This window comes from Accumulibacter sp. (genome assembly GCF_016789985.1).
Classification (GTDB): domain Bacteria; phylum Pseudomonadota; class Gammaproteobacteria; order Burkholderiales; family Rhodocyclaceae; genus Accumulibacter.
The window spans coordinates 20,881-37,851 of the sequence record NZ_JAEUOL010000159.1 but is presented as its reverse complement, the minus strand read 5'-3'; the positions used below and the strand labels follow the sequence as shown (position 1 = coordinate 37,851).

The window sequence follows — 16,971 nt, the reverse complement described above, 5'->3', positions numbered from 1 at the left end:
TTCCATGAGTCGTGACATGAGACCCCGCAAGGCGCTGCCGAACAGAAAATCGGCTGGCGGAACGCTGTTCGGCCTGTTCATCGGACTGGTCATTGGCGTGATTGCCGTCGCTGGCGTCGTCTGGTACGTCAACAGGGCGCCCTTGCCCTTCACCACAACGGGACAACAGCCGAAGCTTGCGCCGCCGGTTGCCGGCAAGCCGGCGGCCCAGGCGGCTCCCGAAGTACCGCCCGTCGCCTCTGCTCCGGCCCCCTTGCCCGGCAAGCCCGGCGACCCGATTGTCGAAAAGCCGCGTTTCGACTTCTACAAGATTCTGCCCGGCAAGGCGGAGGCGATTCCGGATCCAAAGCCGGAGGAAGTCAAGCCAGCCGACAAACCGGCGGTCAGCAAGTCAGGCGAGATCAAGCCGATCGAGACCAAGGGGATCGAGACCAGGCCGATCGAGACCAGGCCCTCGGGTGAGGCGAAATCGGCGGACGCCAGGCCGGCAGAGAGCAAACCCGTGGAGAGCAAGTCTGCGGCCGGCAAGCCACCCGAGGGCAAGAATGAAAACACGCTGAAGGAGCCGATTTACCTGCAGGCCGGTTCTTTCCTGAGTGCCAGTGATGCCGACAACCAGAAGGCGCGCCTGGCGTTAATGGGAGCGGAAGCGAGGATCCAGCAGGTGATGCTGCAGGACAAGGTGTGGTATCGCGTCCGGCTCGGGCCGTACCACAAAATGGACGAGGTGAACCATTTGCGCGCCGATCTTGCCAAACAGGGCATCGATGCCAACGTGGTGCGCAAGGACTAGGAAGGAGTGAATTCATGCAGCTACGTATCAGCGGATGGGTATTGGCCGTCATTCTTGCCATGCTGGCGACACTACCGGCGAGAGCGCAGCTCGCGGTCGGCCGCGACTACGTGCCGATCGTGCCGGCGCAGTTGACCGACAATCCCGCCAAGATCGAAGTCCTCGAGTTTTTTTCCTATGGCTGCCCGCATTGCAGCGAGTTTCACCCCATAGTCAGCAAGTGGTCGTCCGCTCTGCCGGCGGACGTCGTCTTCAAACGTGTGCCGGTGAGCTTCGGCCGACCGCAATGGGCGACGCTTGCCAAACTGTTCTACGCACTGGAGGCTAGCGGTGACCTGACCAGGCTCGATGCGGCCGTCTTCGATGCACTGCACAAGAAAGGGGCCAGACTGTACGACGACAAGAGCGTCATCGACTGGGTGACCGCGCAAGGCATCGACGGCAAGAAATTCGCCGACGCCTACAACTCCTTCGGGGTAATCAGCAAGGTCAAGCGGGCCGACCAGATGGCGCAGTCGTACAAGATTCAGGGCGTCCCGGCCATGGCGGTGGATGGCAAGTACCTGGTCACCGGCAAGGAGATCAAGGGTCTGCCCGACCTGGTCCTGCTGACCGACCAGGTGATCGACCTGGCACGTCGTGATCGCAGCAAGAAATGATCCTGGCCTAGTCCGGGCACGTGCCGCCGGTGGGGGAGCTGTTCCCTCCGGCGACCGGGACTTTCCCGTGCCCTAATCCGCCCGGCCTTGCTCAAGGTTTTCATCAGCGGTGCCTCGTCGGGCATCGGCGGTGCCTTGGCCGAATACTATGCGGCCAACGGGGCACGCCTCGGTCTTTGCGCGCGGCGGGCGGAATTGCTGCATGGCCTGGCTGCGCGCTGGCCAGGGCAGATCGACTGCTACCCGCTCGACGTGACCGATGCCGTGGCGCTGCGCACGGCGGCGGAGGACTTCATCGCGCGCTTGGGTGCTCCCGACGTGGTGATCGCCAACGCCGGGGTGTCGGCCGGGACACTGACCGAATGCGCCGAGGATCTCGAAGTCATCCGGCGGATCATGGAGGTCAACTGCTTTGGTCTGGCAGCCTGCTTCTCGCCGTTCATCGGCGCCATGCGCCGGGCCGGCGGTGGCCGCCTGGTCGGGATCGCCTCGCTCGCCGGGATTCGTGGTCTGCCGGGGGCGGCAGCCTACTGCGCTTCGAAAGCTGCGGCCATCTGTTATCTCGAGAGCCTGCGCGTCGAGCTGCGCGATTCCGGGATCAGGGTGATCACCATCTGTCCCGGCTACGTCAGAACGCCGATGACCGCGGACAATCCCTTCCCGATGCCCTTCCTGATCACCGCAGAAGCGGCGGCAAGGGCTTGCGCCCGGGCGATCGCGCGGGGTGGCAGTTATCGGGTGGTTCCCTGGCCGATGGCGATCGTGAGCAAGTTGTTGCGCTTGCTGCCCAACCCGCTCTACGACCGGCTGTTCGCCCATGTGCCCCGCAAGCCGCGCGGCATGCCGCAGCGCTAGACACGCGCGGATTGTTGCGGGAGTTGTTTTGCAGTTATGCTTGGGCCTCAAGCGCTGACCAGTCGGATGGCGAAGTTGCCGGGTGGTAGGGACGGGAACCAATCGAGGGCGGCAACAGAAAGTCCAGACAGAAAAATGAGACGAAATCCGGTTGCCCGGAGCCTGCGGTCAAGCGCGGTCGGGCCATTCCTCTTTGAGGACAACCCTGTCCTGCGCTCTTCGGGCGTGATCACGCAGGCTGTAAGCTTGTGCAGCGTCGCTGGGTCGGCGGTGCTGCGTTGAGCGACCGTGGATTACCCGCCGTCACCATGCTCGAGCATCTTCAGCGCTCCAGACAGACCGTGCAGCACTTGACGACCTGCAACTACGGCAGCTTTCGTGGCTGGGTGCGACACCTTCTGGCGCAGCTCGAATGGGTGAGCGGACGAGTCGATCGTTTCCTGCGGATCGATCCCGGTCGTACCCAACGCTTGGTGTTCGTCTGCCTCGGCAACATCAATCGCAGTGCCTTTGCCGAGGGCGTGGCGCGCAGCCACGGGGTGCGGGTCTGTTCGCTGGGTCTGGCCACCACCACCGGGGTGCCGGCCTACGTGACCGCGGTCAACACGGCCCGGCGTTTCGGCATCGACCTGTCGTCCCACGGCGCCACGGACTTCGGCGATTTCGCTTACCAGCCGGGTGACCTGATGCTCGTCATGGAGATCCGTCACGCCCATCGCTTGATCGCCAATGGCATTCCGCCCGACGCCATCGTGCTGCTCGGTGCCTGGTCGAGTCCTCGCCGGCTGCATCTGCACGACCCTGCCCTGATTCCGGAAGAGTACTTCATGACCTGCTTTGCGCTGATTCATTCGGCCGTGATCAATCTGGTCGGGGACTTGCGCTCCGCCGGCAGCCCGTGCACCCTGCCGTGAAGGTCCTGCTGAGCTTTGATATCGAGGTCTGGTGCGGCGGCTGGGCGCGCCTGGACGAAACCTTCCCCGCGGCCTTCGACCGCTATGTTTACGGTCGTTCATCCCAGGGTGAATATGCCCTGCCGAAGACGCTCGAGATGCTCAATGCCTGCGGGTTGCGTGGAGTATTCTTTGTCGAACCGCTCTTTGCCGCACGTTTTGGACTGCATCACCTGGTGACCATCATCGACCTGATCCGTAATGCCGGGCAGGATGTTCAATTGCATCTGCATCCGGAGTGGACCGACGAAATCTCGCCAGCGATCATTCCCGATAACCGGGTGAAGCGGCAACACATGAGCTACTACACACTCGTCGAGCAGAGCGCGCTGATTGCACGTGGCAAGCAGATGCTGCTGGAGGCAGGGGCGGGTCCGGTCAACGCTTTCCGCGCTGGCAACTTCGGCTGCAATCGCGACACTTTTCGCGCTCTGGGGGAGAATGACATCGGCTTCGACAGCAGCCTGAACGCGAACTACGAGGTCAGTGGTGCGGACCTGTGCGATGGCCCCTGGCGCTTGCTGCCGTCGGTGATCGAAGGCATCAGCTCGTTTCCTGTCTCGCTGTTTGCCGACGGTCTGGGCAAGACACGCTCGGCGCAGGTGGGCGGCTGCAGCTTCGCCGAACTGCGCGATGCCATCGAAAATGCCGCCATGGCCGGCCACGACGAATTCGTCATCGTGTCGCACAACTTCGAAATGCTCAAGCCGAACAGTGCGCAGCCGGACCCGGTTGTCGTTCGGCGCTTTGCCAGGCTTTGTCGCTATCTCGGAGACAACAGCCAGCATTTGCCGACCGCCCTGTATTCCGACTGCCGCGTCGGGAGCAGCCGGTCTGAAGCCGCACCACCGCGCGTCGGACTGTCTGCAACCCTGCAGCGTCACTTCGAGCAATTGCTGAGGCGTTTCTGAGGGAGCGAGATGAACGGCGTTCTCGATAGCCGGTGGCCACCCTGCGTCGTGCTGGGTCTGGAGACCCAGATCGGCTTGTGCGTCGTGCGTGAGCTTGGGCGTGCCGGCGTGTCGGTGATTGGTATCGCACAGGAAGAGGACGCGATCGGATTGTGTTCACGCTACCTGACGACCGGCATGGTGGTCGGCGAAGCACGCAGCGAAGCGCTGCTGCAGGCAATACGTGCGATTGGAGAGCGCTTCGGACCGTGCCCTCTGCTGGCCATCTCGGAGGCCAATCTGGATTGGCTGAGCAGGCATCGTGAGTCACTTGGTCAGGTGACGCCGGTCGTACCCGAAGCCGCCGCACTGCGTATCGTCCTTGACAAGCAGTCCACACTGGACGTGGCGCGCGCGGTTGGCATCGATACCCCCGTTTCGATACAGCCGCAGCCAGGTTGGCAGATGGATGATCTTGTGAGCCGCTGCCGCCTGCCGGTGGTGCTCAAGTGGAGTGATCCGAACGCCGTGGTGCGTGAGCTTGAGAGCCACGGGCTGCCGCTGCTCAAGGCAGAGTATGTGCACACCCGCGCCGACTTGCAGGTCGCGCTGTCTCGTTACTCGGCGATTGGTCAATGGCCATTGGTCCAGGAATACTGCGCGGGCTACGGTCTCGGCCAGTTCTTCTTCATGCACCAGGGACAGGCCCTGCGCCGTTTTCAGCATCGGCGGGTTGCCGAATGGCCACCGGAGGGTGGCTTCTCGAGCGTCTGTGATGCGGTGCCGCTGACTGAACATGTCGATCTGCAGGAACGATCGATTGCCCTCCTGAGGGCGATCGGCTGGGAGGGCGTCGCAATGGTCGAATATCGCTACGATCCGCTCCGTTGCGCAGCCCGGCTGATGGAGATCAACGGTCGCTTCTGGGGGAGTTTCCCGCTGGCCTATCATGCCGGCGCCGGTTTTGCGCTGCTTTGCTATCGTCAGGCGGCGGGTCTGCCGCTCGCCGAGCTGGACGTGGCGCCGCGCTCGGATTTGCGCTGCCGTATGGTGGCGACCGAGTTGAAGCGGTTGTCGCGCATCGTTCTCCGGCCGGGCCTGATTGCCGATCCGTGTTTCCGGATCCGGCCGTGGCAGGAAGTGTGGCGCTTCGTGCAGGATTTCTTTCGCCCGACGGTCAGGTACTACGTCTGGTCTCTGAATGATCCGCGGCCCTTTTTCGCCGACCTGCGCAATCTGTTGCGCAACGCCTGACAGCTTTCCTGAACGGGCGGTCGGCGAGACCGCCAGGCGGCACCGAGTTTCTACCAGTCGATCGGCTGGCCGTCACGGAAGAAGCCGCCGCTCGGGCCGTCATCCGGCAGCAGCGCTGCCCAGACGATACCGCGGGCGCCCTCGTCGGCGCTGCGGGTCGCCTCCTCACCGCCCATCGCGGTGCGGCACCAGCCCGGGCAGACGGCGTTGACCTTGATCGGCGTGCCTGCGAGTTCCTTTGCCGTCAGGCAGGTCAGCGCGTTGAGCGCCGCCTTGGACATCCGGTAGCCCGGCCAGAAGCCGCCCATGTCGCTCAATTGTCCCATCCCCGACGAGACATTGACAATGCGCCCCCAGCCGTTCTCCCGCATCAGCGGCACGCAGGCCTGCTGCAGGCGCAATGGGGCGAGCGCATTGCAGTCGATCGTCGCGGCGACCACCTCCGGGGCGACCGTGAATACACTGGCGCCCTGTGGCGCGGCAAAGTCGCGCGGTTCGAGAAAGACGCCGGCATTGTTGATCAGGATGTCCGTTCGCCCGAACTCGCGCCGCAGGCGGGCAGCGAGCGCTGCGACGGCGCTCGCATCGGTCACGTCGGCGGCATGCGGCAGAACGTCATGGCCGCTCGCCTGCAGTTGTGCGGCCGCCGCAGCGATCGATTCGGCGTGGCGCCCGACCATCAGGACGACGCAGCCGGCCGCCGCCAGATCACGCGCCACTGCCAGGCCGATGCCTCGTGCCGCACCGCTCACAACGGCAACTTTCTGAGCTAGCATCCTTTCCTCCTGTTTGTCCGTGGAAGTCTCATCATGCAATGGTCTGATGCGCTGGGCAAGGCGCACCTCCGCTATCCGGGTACGCCGCGCATCGTTTCCCTGGTTCCGAGCCTGACCGAGCTGCTGGTGGCCCTCGGGCTGGCCGAGTGCCTGGTCGGCCGCACCGGTTTCTGCATCCATCCGCGTGCGGTGGTACGACGAATTCCCAAACTGGGCGGCACCAAGGGTTTCGACCGCGGCAAGCTGCGCGCGTTGCGTCCCAGCCATGTGATCGTCAATATCGACGAGAACCGGCGCGACGAGGTGGACGCCCTGGCCGAATTCGTGCCGCACCTGATCGTCACCCATCCGCTGGCCGCGCGCGACAACCTCGATCTCTACCGTCTGCTGGGTGGCGTGTTCGACCGGCAGGAGCAGGCCGCAGCACTGTGTGCGGAGTTCGAGCGCGAATGGGCGGCGCTCGCCGCGCTGGCCGACACGCTGCCGCGCCAGCCGGTGCTCTACCTGATCTGGCGCGATCCGTGGCTCAGCGTTGCGCGCGATACCTACATCTCGCGCATGCTGGCCGCCGCCGGCTGGGACACACTGCCACCCGCCAGCCCGCTGCGTTACCCGCCGGTCGAGCTGCCGGCCGTCGCCGGCGAGGCAGAGATCGTCTTTCTCTCGACCGAACCCTACCCCTTCCGGGAGCGCCACTTGCGGCAGTTGCAGGAGCAACTGCCGGCGACGCGCTGCACCCTGATCGATGGCGAGATGGTTTCCTGGTACGGCAGCCGGGCGGTCGCCGGTCTGGCCTATCTGCGGCAACTCAGGAGCCGCCTGGCCGAATCGGCTGGAAATTGACCAGCATCAAGCCTTGCCGGGCCGGCGTGACTATACTGGCGAGCTTCGTTGACGAGGTTTCCATGACACGTCGCACTGTACCCCAACTGATTTGCCCCGCCGGCAGCCTGCCGGCACTCAAGGCGGCGGTCGACCACGGCGCCGATGCGGTCTATCTTGGCTACCGCAACGACACCAACGCACGCAACTTCGCCGGGCTCAATTTCGACCACAAGGCGATGGTCGAAGGAATCCGCTACGCTCATTCGCGCCAGCGCCAGGTATTGATGGCGATCAATACCTTCGCACAGCCCGGTCGTTTCGCCGACTGGCAGCGTGCCGTCGATGGCGCGGCCGATCTCGGCGTGGACGCGGTGATCCTGGCCGACGTCGGCCTGCTCGACTATGCCAGCCGTCGTCACCCGGCGCTGCGTCTGCATCTCTCGGTGCAGGGCTCGGCGACCAGCTACGAGGCGGTGAATTTCGCTCATCGCGAGTTTGGCGTCCGACGAGCGGTGCTGCCACGTGTGCTGACGCTGGCACAGGTCGAGACAGTGATTCGCAACACACCCGTGGAGATCGAGGTTTTCGGATTCGGCAGTCTGTGCGTCATGAACGAGGGCCGCTGCTGGCTCTCTTCCTATGCCACCGGCGAGTCGCCGAATACGGTTGGCGCCTGTTCGCCGGCCAGATTCGTGCAGTGGGAAAGATCGCCCGGCCAGATGCAGACGCGGCTGAACGGCATCCTGATCGACTGCTTCGCCGACGACGAGCCGGCCGGTTACCCGACGCTGTGCAAGGGACGCTTCGAGGTACAGGGCGAAACCTATTACGCGCTCGAAGAGCCGACCAGCCTCAACGTGCTGGAAATCCTGCCCGACATCGCCGCAATCGGCGTCGCCGCGATCAAGGTCGAAGGCCGCCAGCGCAGCCCGACCTACGTCGCGCAGGTCACCCGTACCCTGCGGGCGGCGCTCGACGAACTGGCGCGCGACGCCCAGCGCTTTCACGTCAGGTCGGCGTGGCAGGCCGAGCTGGCCAGGTTGGCCGAGGGCAGCCAGGTCACCCTGGGCGCCTACAATCGGCCGTGGCGATAGGGAAGGGCTGAACGATGAAACTCTCGCTCGGACCGCTGCTCTACTTCTGGCCGAAACATGAGGTCTTCGAGTTCTATGCCGAGATGGCGGAGAACCCGGCGCTCGACATCATCTACCTGGGCGAAGTGGTCTGCTCGCGTCGCCAGCAGATTCGTGGCGCCGACTGGCTGGGGCTGGCGCGCGACCTCGCCGGGGCGGGCAAGGAGGTGGTCATCTCGGCACAGGCGCTGCTCGAATCGGAAAGCGACCTCAAGGCGCTGCGCCGCCTGGCCGACGAACTGAGCGAGATCAGCGCTTGCTGGCTCGAAGCCAACGACCTCGGCGCGGTGAACATCGCCGCCGGCCGCCCCTTCGTCGCCGGTCCTCATCTCAACATCTACAATGAAGTGACGCTGGCCACCTATGCCCGCTTTGGCATGCGCCGCTGGGTGCCACCGCTCGAAGCTGACCGCCGGCTGATCGAGACACTGCACCGCAGTCGTCCGGCTGGCGTCGCCAGCGAAGTGTTCGTCTTCGGCAAGCTGCCGCTGGCTTTCTCGGCCCGCTGTTTCACCGCCCGTCACTACAGCCTGAACAAGGACGACTGCCAGTTCAAGTGCCTCGACCACCCGCAGGGCATGACCCTGCGCACCCGCGACGGGCAGCCTTTCCTGACCATCAACGGGATTCAGACGATGTCGGCACAGACCTACAACCTCCTGCCGCAGGTGCCGGAGCTACTGGCGATGGGCGTCGAGGTGCTGCGCATCAGCCCGCAGCCGCAGGCCATGAAGGCGATCATTGCCGCTTTCGACACGGCACGTCGCGGCGCCGCGGTCGCTCCCGACACCGCCGACTGGGCAGACGACGGACTGGTCAACGGCTACTGGTTCGGCGAGCCCGGAATCGCGCAGCACCAGTCTCCGGCTTTCGCTCCACTGCAAGGAACCCGCTGATGACCCAGGGCTTCTCGATTCCCCGTTTCACCCTGCCGCGCATGCTCTCGACGATCGGCGCGCACCTGCCGCAATGGCCGCACTCACTGGCTCTGGCCAGCGCACTCAACGCCGCGGCCAGACTCGGCGTGCTGCCCGCAGACAGTCTCGCCCTGCTCGCGGGACGAAGCTTCGTCGTCGAAGTTCTGGACGCTGGCGGGCAGGCCTGTTTCACCTACCGGGGCGGCCTCTTCCGGCCACTATTGACTGCTCCGGCGGCGCCCGACCTGTGCTTCCGGGCCAATCTCTCGGCCTTCCTGCAACTGCTGGTACGCCAGGAGGACCCGGATACCCTGTTCTTCAACCGCGAGCTGACGATCGTCGGTGACACCGAACTGGGCCTGCTGGTCAAGAACATGCTCGACGCCATCGAGTGGCCGCCGCTCCCCCGGTTGCCGATTTTTCGCCATTGAGCCGGCGCGGCGGGCAATCCGCCGTGGCCGCCGCGCGCCATGCGACCGCCATTGACGGCTAGCCGCGGCCTCGTCCAGGGCATTGCCTGCGCCCTCGCTGCCGGACTGCTCTGGGGCCTGGTGTTCGTCGTTCCCCTGATGCTGCCCGACTACCCGCCGGTGATCCTCTCCTTCGGCCGCTACCTTGGCTTCGGCGTCATTGCGCTGCTGCTCGCCTGGGCCGACCGTGCGCACCTGCTCCGCCTGCAGCGCCAGGACTGGCGAATGGCCTTCGAGCTGGCGCTGGTCGGCAACCTTCTGTATTACGTCTTCCTGTCGGCAGCGATCCAGTTGGCCGACGCACCCCTGCCGACGATGCTCATCGGCACCCTGCCGATCGTCATTGCCATCGTCGCCAACTTTGGCGGCGACGCCCTGCCGTGGCGGCGCCTGTTTCCTTCCCTGGCGGTGCTGGCGGGTGGCATCGCACTGGTGAACCACCATGAGATGGCCCTGCTCGGCGCGCAGCGCAGTGTTCACGACTACCTTCTCGGCGGGCTGCTGGCGATTGCTGCGGTCGCCGCGTGGACCTGGTATCCGGTGCGCAATTCGCGCTGGCTGCGCCAGCGACCGGCGCTGAACTCGGGCACCTGGGCGCTTGCCCAGGGGTTGGCGACACTGCCTCTGGCAGCGATCGGGATGGCCGCCGCCGGACTCTGGCCAATCGACGGCTTCGACTATCCGCTCGGGCCGCAGCCGCTGCGCTATGTCGGCCTGATGCTGACCCTCGGCCTTTGTGCCTCGTGGCTCGGCACACTGCTCTGGAACCGCGCCAGTCAGTTGCTGCCCACCGGCCTGACCGGCCAGTTGATCGTCTTTGAAACACTCGCCGCCTTTGCCTACGCTTTCGTCTGGCGAGGCGCGCTGCCGGGCGGCAGCGCGCTGCTGGGCATCGCACTGCTGGTCACTGGTGTCATCCTCGGCGTGCGTGCCTTCCGGGCGGCCTGAGAAGCACACGACTCCAGGTGCCTCGCCCGGCGCATCGGGCGATGTGCGATGATGGATGCGTTGCAGCCCGGATCGTCGCGGCTGCCCCTCGCGCCGGGATGGCGCCAATCATCGGAGGTGACCCATGCGCGTTTTTCAGATTCAGGATGACTGGGGAATGGCGAATCTCAAGCTCGCCGAACGACCGCAGCCCGAGCCGGGGCCGGGCCAGGTGCTGCTGCGCATGCGCGCCGCCTCGCTCAATTACCGCGATCTGGTCGTGCCGGAGCGCGGCTATGGCAGCTTCACCGGCACGTTGCCGCTGATTCCCGTTTCCGACGGCGTTGGCGAGGTCGTCCAGGCCGGTCCCGGGGTCAGCCGGGTGAGGGTTGGCGACCGGGTCTGCCCGACCTTCTTCCAGGGCTGGATCGCCGGCGATCCGGACCTCGGGCGGATGACCGGGTCGCTCGGCGGCCCGATCGACGGAACGATGGCGGAATTCATGTGCCTCTCCGAGCAGGGCGTCGTGAAGGTGCCCGCCTACCTCAGCGATGTCGAAGCGGCAAGCCTGCCTTGTGCGGCGCTGACCGCCTGGAGCGCGCTGGCCACCCACGGCAGGGTGAGCCCGGGCGAGCGGGTGCTGATTCAGGGGTCGGGCGGTGTGGCGCTGTTCGCGCTGGCTTTCGCCAAGCTGGCCGGCGCCCACGTCACCATGATCTCGTCGAGCGATGCGAAGATCGAGCGCTTGCAGGCGCTGGGCGCCGATGCAACGATCAATTACTCGACGACTCCGGAATGGTCGAAGCCGGCGCGCGAGATCACCGCTGGCCGTGGTTTCGATCACATCGTCGAACTCGGCGGCGAGAAGACGCTGCCGCAGTCGCTGCGCTGCATCCGCCCGGGTGGCAGCCTGTCGATGATCGGCGTTCTTTCCGGCTCGTCACTGTCCACGCCGCTGGGTCTGATCATCACCCGCCAGGTGCGGCTGCAGGGGATTACCGTCGGCCACCGCGACGGCTTCGAGGCAATGCTGCGGGCGCTCGAACAGCATCGGCTGCCGGTCATCGTCGACCGCGTGTTCGAGTTCGCGGCGCTGCATGAGGCGCTGGCCTATCTCAGGAGCGGCGCGCAGTTCGGCAAGATCTGCATTCGCCATCCGGATTAGCGCGCTGAGGCAGTCGCTCAGACGAAGAGAAAGTCGGTGCCGAGCAACTGCGTTTGTCCGACGATCTGCAACTGGCTACCGCCGATATCGAGCACGAGGTCGGCGCCCGCCATGCGGACCCAGTCGTCGCCGGTCTGCACGATGCCGTCGTGATTGGTGTCGAGGTCGGCAAAACCGGCCAGGCCGGGCGCACTGCTCAACTGAATCAGGTCCTCGCCGCGCGTGAAGTCGATGACCTTGTCCGAGCCGGTGCTGCGGTCGAAAACGAAGCGGTCGGCGCCCCCCGCGCCCGAGAGGAGATCGTTGCCGACTCCCCCGTTGAGCGTGTCGGCGCCGAGCCCGCCGTTCAGCGTGTCGTTGCCCTCGAGACCGCTCAGCAGGTCGTTGCCGGCGTTGCCGCGCAGACTGTTGGCCAGCTCGTTGCCAGCCAGCGTCGCGGCGCTGGTGACATTCAGATAGAGGTTCTCGACGTTGGGCTGCAGCGTGAAATCGCCGTAGCAGTACACGCTGTCGCTGCCCGCGTTCAATGCCTCGATGATCGTGTCGCCAACCCCGGCATAGTAGGTGTCGTTGCCCTGGCCGCCACTGAGCAGGTTGGCGGCGCTGTTGCTGTTGCCGTAGAGCGTGTTGGCGAGGTCGTTGCCGCTGCCGGCGATGGCGGCGCTACCGGTCAGGGAAAGCCGTTCGAGATTGGCACCGAGCGCCCAGTCGATGCTGCTATTGACGGTGTCGCGACCATCGCCGGGCAGCAGTTCGACGACGCCATCCAGCGCGTCATCGACGTAATAAGTGTCGTCGCCGGCGCCGCCGTACAGGGTGTCGCCGCCGCTGCCGCCATTCAGCGTGTCGTTGCCTTCGAAGCCCCACAGCAGGTCGTTGCCGGCGTTGCCGCGCAGACTGTTGGCCAGGTTGTTGCCGTTCAGCGATGCGGCAACGGTGGCATTGAGATAGAGATGCTCGACGTTGGCCGCCAGGGTGAAGTCGCCATAGCAGTACACGGCATCGCTGCCGCCGTTCTCGTTTTCTTCGACGCTGTCGCCGGCGCCGGCATAGTAGACGTCATTGCCCGGTCCGCCGCGCAGCAGGTTGCCGGTACTGCTGGCGGTGCCGTAGAGCGTGTTGGCGAGATCGTTGCCGCTGCCATTGATGGCGCTGCCGGTCAGGTAAAGCCGTTCGGTATTGGCGCCGAGGACCCAGTCGATACTGGCGTACACGGTGTCGGAGCCGTCGCCCGAGCCTTCGACGATGCTGTCGAGGACGTTGTCTACGTAGTAGGTGTCGTTGCCGGCGCCGCCGTACAGGGTGTCGGCACCGCTGCCGCCATTCAGCGTGTCGTTGCCCTCGAGGCCCCCCAGGACGTCATTGCCGGCGTTGCCGCGCAGACTGTTGGCCAGGCTGTTGCCGTTCAGCGATGCGGCGACGGTGACGTTGAGATAGAGATGCTCGACGTTGGCCGCCAGAGTGAAGTCGCCGTAGCAGTACACGCTGTCGGTGCCCTCGTTCGCGTTTTCCGCGACGCTGTCGCCGGCGCCGGCGTAGTAGGTGTCGTTCCCCGCGCCGCCGCGCAGCAGGTTGCCGGTACTGCTGGCGGTGCCATAGAGCGTGTTGGCGAGATCGTTGCCGTTGCCGTAGAGGGCAGCGCCGGTCAGGTAAAGCCGTTCGATGTTGGCGCCGAGGACCCAGTCGATACTGCTGTAGACGGTGTCCGAGCCTTCGCCCGGGGCTTCGACGAGGATATCCAGGGCATTGTCCACGTAATAGGTGTCGTCGCCTGCACCGCCTTGCAGGGTGTCGGCAGCCAGTCCGCCGCTCAGCGTGTCCCGGCCGGCGCCGCCGCTGATCGAGTTGGCTGCTGCATTGCCGGTCCCGCTGAAGGCCGCCGTTCCGGCATGGCTCAGGTTTTCCAGCGAGGCGCCCAGGACATACTTGCTCAGGGTGGTGACGACCGTATCGTTGCCACCTGCGGCAGCTTCGATGATCAGGTCGCCGCTTGCGTCGATCAGGAAGGTGTCGTCACCGCTCCCGCCGTCGAGCGTGTCGTTGCCCGCTCCACCGTCGAGCGTGTCGTTGCCGCGCCAGCCGCGCAGCGAGTTCGCCGCGTCGTTGCCGATCAGCCGATCGTTGCCATCACCGCTGTCGGCGTTCTCGATCAGCGTCCCGCTGGCGATGATCACTGTCTGCCCGTCGATCGACGAGAGCTGTCCGGGCCGCAGGTCGAGCACGCTATCCGAGCCGACCGCCGCGCTGTTGAGCGTGTCATTGCCATCCTGATCGGCGAGGACGAGCCGCGCGGGGTCGGCGCTGGCGAGACTGCCGAATTCGTCGGTGTAGACATAGGTATCGTCGCCGGCCAGATCGCCGTAAGCGCGCAGTGCCCAGGCGTTGAACGTCCCCCAGGCGCCGCTCTGGGGGTCGGTGATGGTCAGCGTCCAGGTGCCACCCGACAGCTCACCCCAGTCGTGCGTCGTGGACAGGTTGAAATGGAGGTTGGCCTGGCTGGTCGGGGGGTTGTGCACGAGCAGGCTCTGCGTGCCGTCCGGCGCGGTGAGCGTGATCTGCAGTTGTGCGATGGCGCCATGCGTCAGCAGCACCTCGACCTCGACATGGTCGATGCGCAGGCCGTCGGGCAAGGTGATGGACGACGAGATGCTGCCGACGTCCGGGATGGCGGCGCCGGGGTACTGCACCCCGCCGGCGACCCATTCGTTGTCGGAGGTGGAGGTGTTCCGCCAGCTTTCGGCGACGCGCACGGCCGCGAAGGCGTCAACCAGCCCGAAACCGTAGTCGTGGCTGGCATGCATGCCGCCGCCGTTCCAGTTGTTCGCACCGTTGAACGACCAGCCAGCCGACCCTCCGGTCTGCACCGCGGTCGCTGCCAGTATTTCCTGTACGTCGCGCCAGCCCAGCCCGTCGTTGGCGTCGAGCATCAGGGCGGCGACGCCACTGACCAGTGGCGAGGAAAACGACGTACCGCTCATCGTGGCGTAAGAGTCGCCGGAGTAACCGAGCGCTCCGACCCGGTCGGTGGTGCTGATGTCCTGTCCGGGTGCGGCGACCAGCAGTGCGGCGCCCGGTGTCGAAAAGTAGGCGTAGTTGCCGGTCCAGTCGGTGGCGGCGACCGAGATGATCCCGCGCTGGTTCTGAAAAGCGTGGTAGTTGACGTCCTGGCCGGACGAGCGGCCGTTGCCGGCGGCAAAAACGACGACCGTGCCTAGCCCGTTGCGTCCGCTGGCCAGCGCAGTCTGCAGGGCGGCGGCGATGCCGCCCAGCTCCGGATCGAGAAAACTGTCGCTGAAGAAGCCGCCGAAGCCCCAGCTATTGTTGGCCACATCGACCGTCACCAGCCGCTCATAGGCTTCGAGAATCTGCCCGAGGGTTCCGTTGTTGCCAAAACCGATGCGGAAGCCGGCCAGGGTGGCCGCGGGGGCGACCCCCGATCCCCCGATGGCGTTATCCAGAGCGGCGGCAATCACGCCTGCCACGGTCGTTCCGTGCCGGTCCGTCGGGTCGCTCGGGTAGGCGTCGTCGTCATGGTCGCGCGTGTCGCGATCGAGCGCCGGGGCGTAGTTGGCCGTCAGGTCGGGGTGCGTGTAGTCGATGCCATCGTCGATGACCGCGACCACCACTCCGCTGCCGCGGTAGTCGCTCCAGACACTTGCCACGTTGGCGCCCTTGGTCGCGCCAGCGGCGCTCCAGAGGTGCCAGTACCCCGCCAGCGCGGGGTCGTTGTAGTCGGCCAGGGGCTGGCCGGTGGAGCTCGGAGTGCGTTCTGCGGCAGGACTGACGGGGGTCGGGGTAGTCATCGGATCGTTTCCTCGCAGACGGCGGATGTTCCAGTGTACTGACCGTGGCCCGGCGCAATCGTGCAGCGGGCATGGATCGGGATGGCCGTCCCGGTCGGTATCGTGACGCCAATGCGGCCGATGCTACGCCAGCCGCAACGGTTGTTCAACCTGCTCCGCGACGTGGCTTCGGCACGTCCTGCCCGGCTCGATGCCCTGTTGCCGCAAGCCGACACGGCAGGCTGCCACTGTACCCGGCAAGATGTCGTCACCGTTCCTGCCGGCCCGGCTGGCGGGGGCGGTGTCGGCGCACCCTCAGCGGTCGGCGCCGCTTTTTCTGACCACGTTGTCCCGAATCTCCACCCCCTGCAGCGCCCGGCCCGAAACCGCCTGGCGCAGCTGCGCGCCCAGTTCGACGGGGGTGTCGCTGTCGATGAAGGTGTTGCCGTCGACCGTGTTGTCATCGTCCTCGATGCGTACCCCGGTGGCGACCTTCTCGAAGCGGTTGTCGTTCACCCGGTTGTGGCGGGCATGGTCGAGGTAGTGGCTGGAGCCCAGGTAGGGGGGATCGCCGCAGTCCCAGGCGCTGAGGTCGCGGCTTTGTCGCGCGGCGATCCAGACGCCCACCTGCTCGTCCTCGATGCGGTTGCCCCGGATCAGGTTGCGATCCGCCCCCTGCCAGCGTGGAACACTGTGCGGCCGGCTGTGCACGTGCTCCTGACAGTTCTTGTAGAGAAAGATGCCGCCGGCCGCGTTGCCGGCGATGTGATTGCCCTGCACGCGGTTGTCGGCCGAAGCGTCGATGGCGATCCCCTCGCGGCGTGAGGCGCCGAAGCGATAACGCGGAAAACTGCCGTAGCCGTTGCCGGTGATGGTCGAACCGATGATCTCGTTGTGCCGTGAACCGTGTTCGAGATAGATTCCGGCCGAGCCCGCACCATGCACCGCGCTGCCGATGATGCGCACCGCGCTGACGTAGTCGTCGAGGTAGATGCCGACGCCGGCCGCTCCGTCAACGCTGATGCTCTCCAGGATGACGTGATGCGGCGAGATGCGGTAGAGCGTTTCCCGGTCATGCGCGGCGGCCTTGACCGAGTCGGGTTCGGTGCGGCCGACGAAGACCCCGTTGCCGCCGCCGCGGATGCGGCAGTTGCGGACCGTCACCTCGCTCACCGCCTGACGATCGCCGATCAGGATGCCGAAACGTCGCCCGCGCGCATCGATCAGCGCGCCACGGCAGTCGAGCAGCACGCCGCCGGCCACGATGCGCAGCGTGCTGCGGTAGATGCAGGCCGGGTCGAGCCGGGTATCCTGGGTGATCGTGATTTCCTCCGCGCGTGGACAGTTCGGCGGCGTGCCTCCTGCCGCGGTCGTCAGGGTCAACAGGGCCAGCGCCAGCAGGGCAGGGCGGTGCGGCGGCACGGCGCGGCCGATCGCGGTCGCTTGCCACGAATCGGTCGCTCCGGCCGGTGATGGCAAGACCGGCATCAGTGCTTCCTCCTCGGTGCAGCTTACCTTGCTTCGGCCGTGGCGCGAAACCGTGGCATCGGCACCCGGCGTCCCGTGCCGTGG

At 65.9% G+C, this 16,971-nt stretch carries 15 protein-coding genes; 12 read left to right on the top strand and 3 right to left on the bottom strand.

Going from position 1 to position 16,971, the window contains the following annotated elements; genetic code table 11:
* Positions 1-16 precede the first annotated feature (16 nt).
* From JNK99_RS09170 to JNK99_RS09145, 6 genes are all read left to right on the top strand, one after another.
* Positions 17-793 carry an SPOR domain-containing protein gene (locus tag JNK99_RS09170; protein WP_291851732.1) on the top strand — a complete coding sequence of 259 codons (777 nt, stop codon included), beginning with the start codon at positions 17-19 and terminating at the stop codon, positions 791-793.
* A gap of 14 nt (positions 794-807) precedes the next feature.
* Positions 808-1,452, top strand: a complete 645-nt coding sequence (locus JNK99_RS09165; protein ID WP_291851728.1) for a thiol:disulfide interchange protein DsbA/DsbL — start codon at positions 808-810, stop codon at positions 1,450-1,452.
* 87 nt (positions 1,453-1,539) lie between these two features.
* A complete protein-coding gene (locus JNK99_RS09160) occupies positions 1,540-2,307 on the top strand; it encodes an SDR family oxidoreductase (RefSeq protein ID WP_291851725.1) in 768 nt (255 codons plus the stop codon).
* 308 nt (positions 2,308-2,615) lie between these two features.
* Complete coding sequence (locus JNK99_RS09155; protein ID WP_291851723.1) at positions 2,616-3,221, top strand: phosphotyrosine protein phosphatase; 606 nt, start codon at positions 2,616-2,618, stop codon at positions 3,219-3,221.
* Positions 3,218-4,171: a polysaccharide deacetylase gene (locus tag JNK99_RS09150; RefSeq protein WP_291851720.1), complete on the top strand. Its 954-nt coding sequence runs from the start codon at positions 3,218-3,220 to the stop codon at positions 4,169-4,171. The genes JNK99_RS09155 and JNK99_RS09150 overlap by 4 nt, the downstream gene beginning before the upstream one ends.
* 9 nt (positions 4,172-4,180) lie before the next feature.
* Positions 4,181-5,404, top strand: coding sequence for a carboxylate--amine ligase (locus JNK99_RS09145; RefSeq protein WP_291851717.1), 1,224 nt, complete (start codon positions 4,181-4,183; stop codon positions 5,402-5,404).
* A 50-nt stretch (positions 5,405-5,454) separates the two neighbouring features.
* On the opposite strand, the gene JNK99_RS09140 is transcribed toward JNK99_RS09145, so the two are convergent.
* Positions 5,455-6,180: an SDR family NAD(P)-dependent oxidoreductase gene (locus tag JNK99_RS09140; protein WP_291851715.1), complete on the bottom strand. Its 726-nt coding sequence runs from the start codon at positions 6,178-6,180 to the stop codon at positions 5,455-5,457.
* 33 nt (positions 6,181-6,213) lie between these two features.
* Here JNK99_RS09140 and JNK99_RS09135 point away from each other — a divergent pair, with 33 nt between their 5' ends.
* From JNK99_RS09135 to JNK99_RS09110, 6 genes are all read left to right on the top strand, one after another.
* Entirely contained in the window at positions 6,214-7,023 is an 810-nt protein-coding gene (locus JNK99_RS09135; protein WP_291851712.1) for a helical backbone metal receptor, read from the top strand.
* A 62-nt stretch (positions 7,024-7,085) separates the two neighbouring features.
* Positions 7,086-8,099, top strand: coding sequence for a peptidase U32 family protein (locus JNK99_RS09130; RefSeq protein ID WP_291851709.1), 1,014 nt, complete (start codon positions 7,086-7,088; stop codon positions 8,097-8,099).
* A 14-nt stretch (positions 8,100-8,113) separates the two neighbouring features.
* Positions 8,114-9,034, top strand: a complete 921-nt coding sequence (locus JNK99_RS09125; RefSeq protein ID WP_291851706.1) for a U32 family peptidase — start codon at positions 8,114-8,116, stop codon at positions 9,032-9,034.
* Positions 9,034-9,486, top strand: coding sequence for an SCP2 sterol-binding domain-containing protein (locus tag JNK99_RS09120; protein WP_291851704.1), 453 nt, complete (start codon positions 9,034-9,036; stop codon positions 9,484-9,486). Before JNK99_RS09125 ends, JNK99_RS09120 begins: the two co-directional genes overlap by 1 nt.
* 39 nt (positions 9,487-9,525) lie before the next feature.
* Positions 9,526-10,473 (top strand): DMT family transporter, encoded by a 948-nt coding sequence (locus JNK99_RS09115; protein WP_291851701.1) that lies wholly within the window; start codon positions 9,526-9,528, stop codon positions 10,471-10,473.
* A 124-nt stretch (positions 10,474-10,597) separates the two neighbouring features.
* A complete protein-coding gene (locus JNK99_RS09110) occupies positions 10,598-11,617 on the top strand; it encodes an NAD(P)-dependent alcohol dehydrogenase (protein WP_291851698.1) in 1,020 nt (339 codons plus the stop codon).
* A gap of 17 nt (positions 11,618-11,634) precedes the next feature.
* Here JNK99_RS09110 and JNK99_RS09105 read toward each other — a convergent pair whose 3' ends face one another.
* Together JNK99_RS09105 and JNK99_RS09100 are read right to left on the bottom strand one after the other, a co-directional pair.
* The gene (locus JNK99_RS09105; RefSeq protein ID WP_291851695.1) at positions 11,635-15,420 is read right to left on the bottom strand and encodes a S8 family serine peptidase; all 3,786 of its coding nucleotides are present in this window, start codon (positions 15,418-15,420) and stop codon (positions 11,635-11,637) included.
* 294 nt (positions 15,421-15,714) lie between these two features.
* A complete protein-coding gene (locus JNK99_RS09100; protein ID WP_291851693.1) occupies positions 15,715-16,887 on the bottom strand; it encodes a right-handed parallel beta-helix repeat-containing protein in 1,173 nt (390 codons plus the stop codon).
* Positions 16,888-16,971 lie beyond the last annotated feature (84 nt).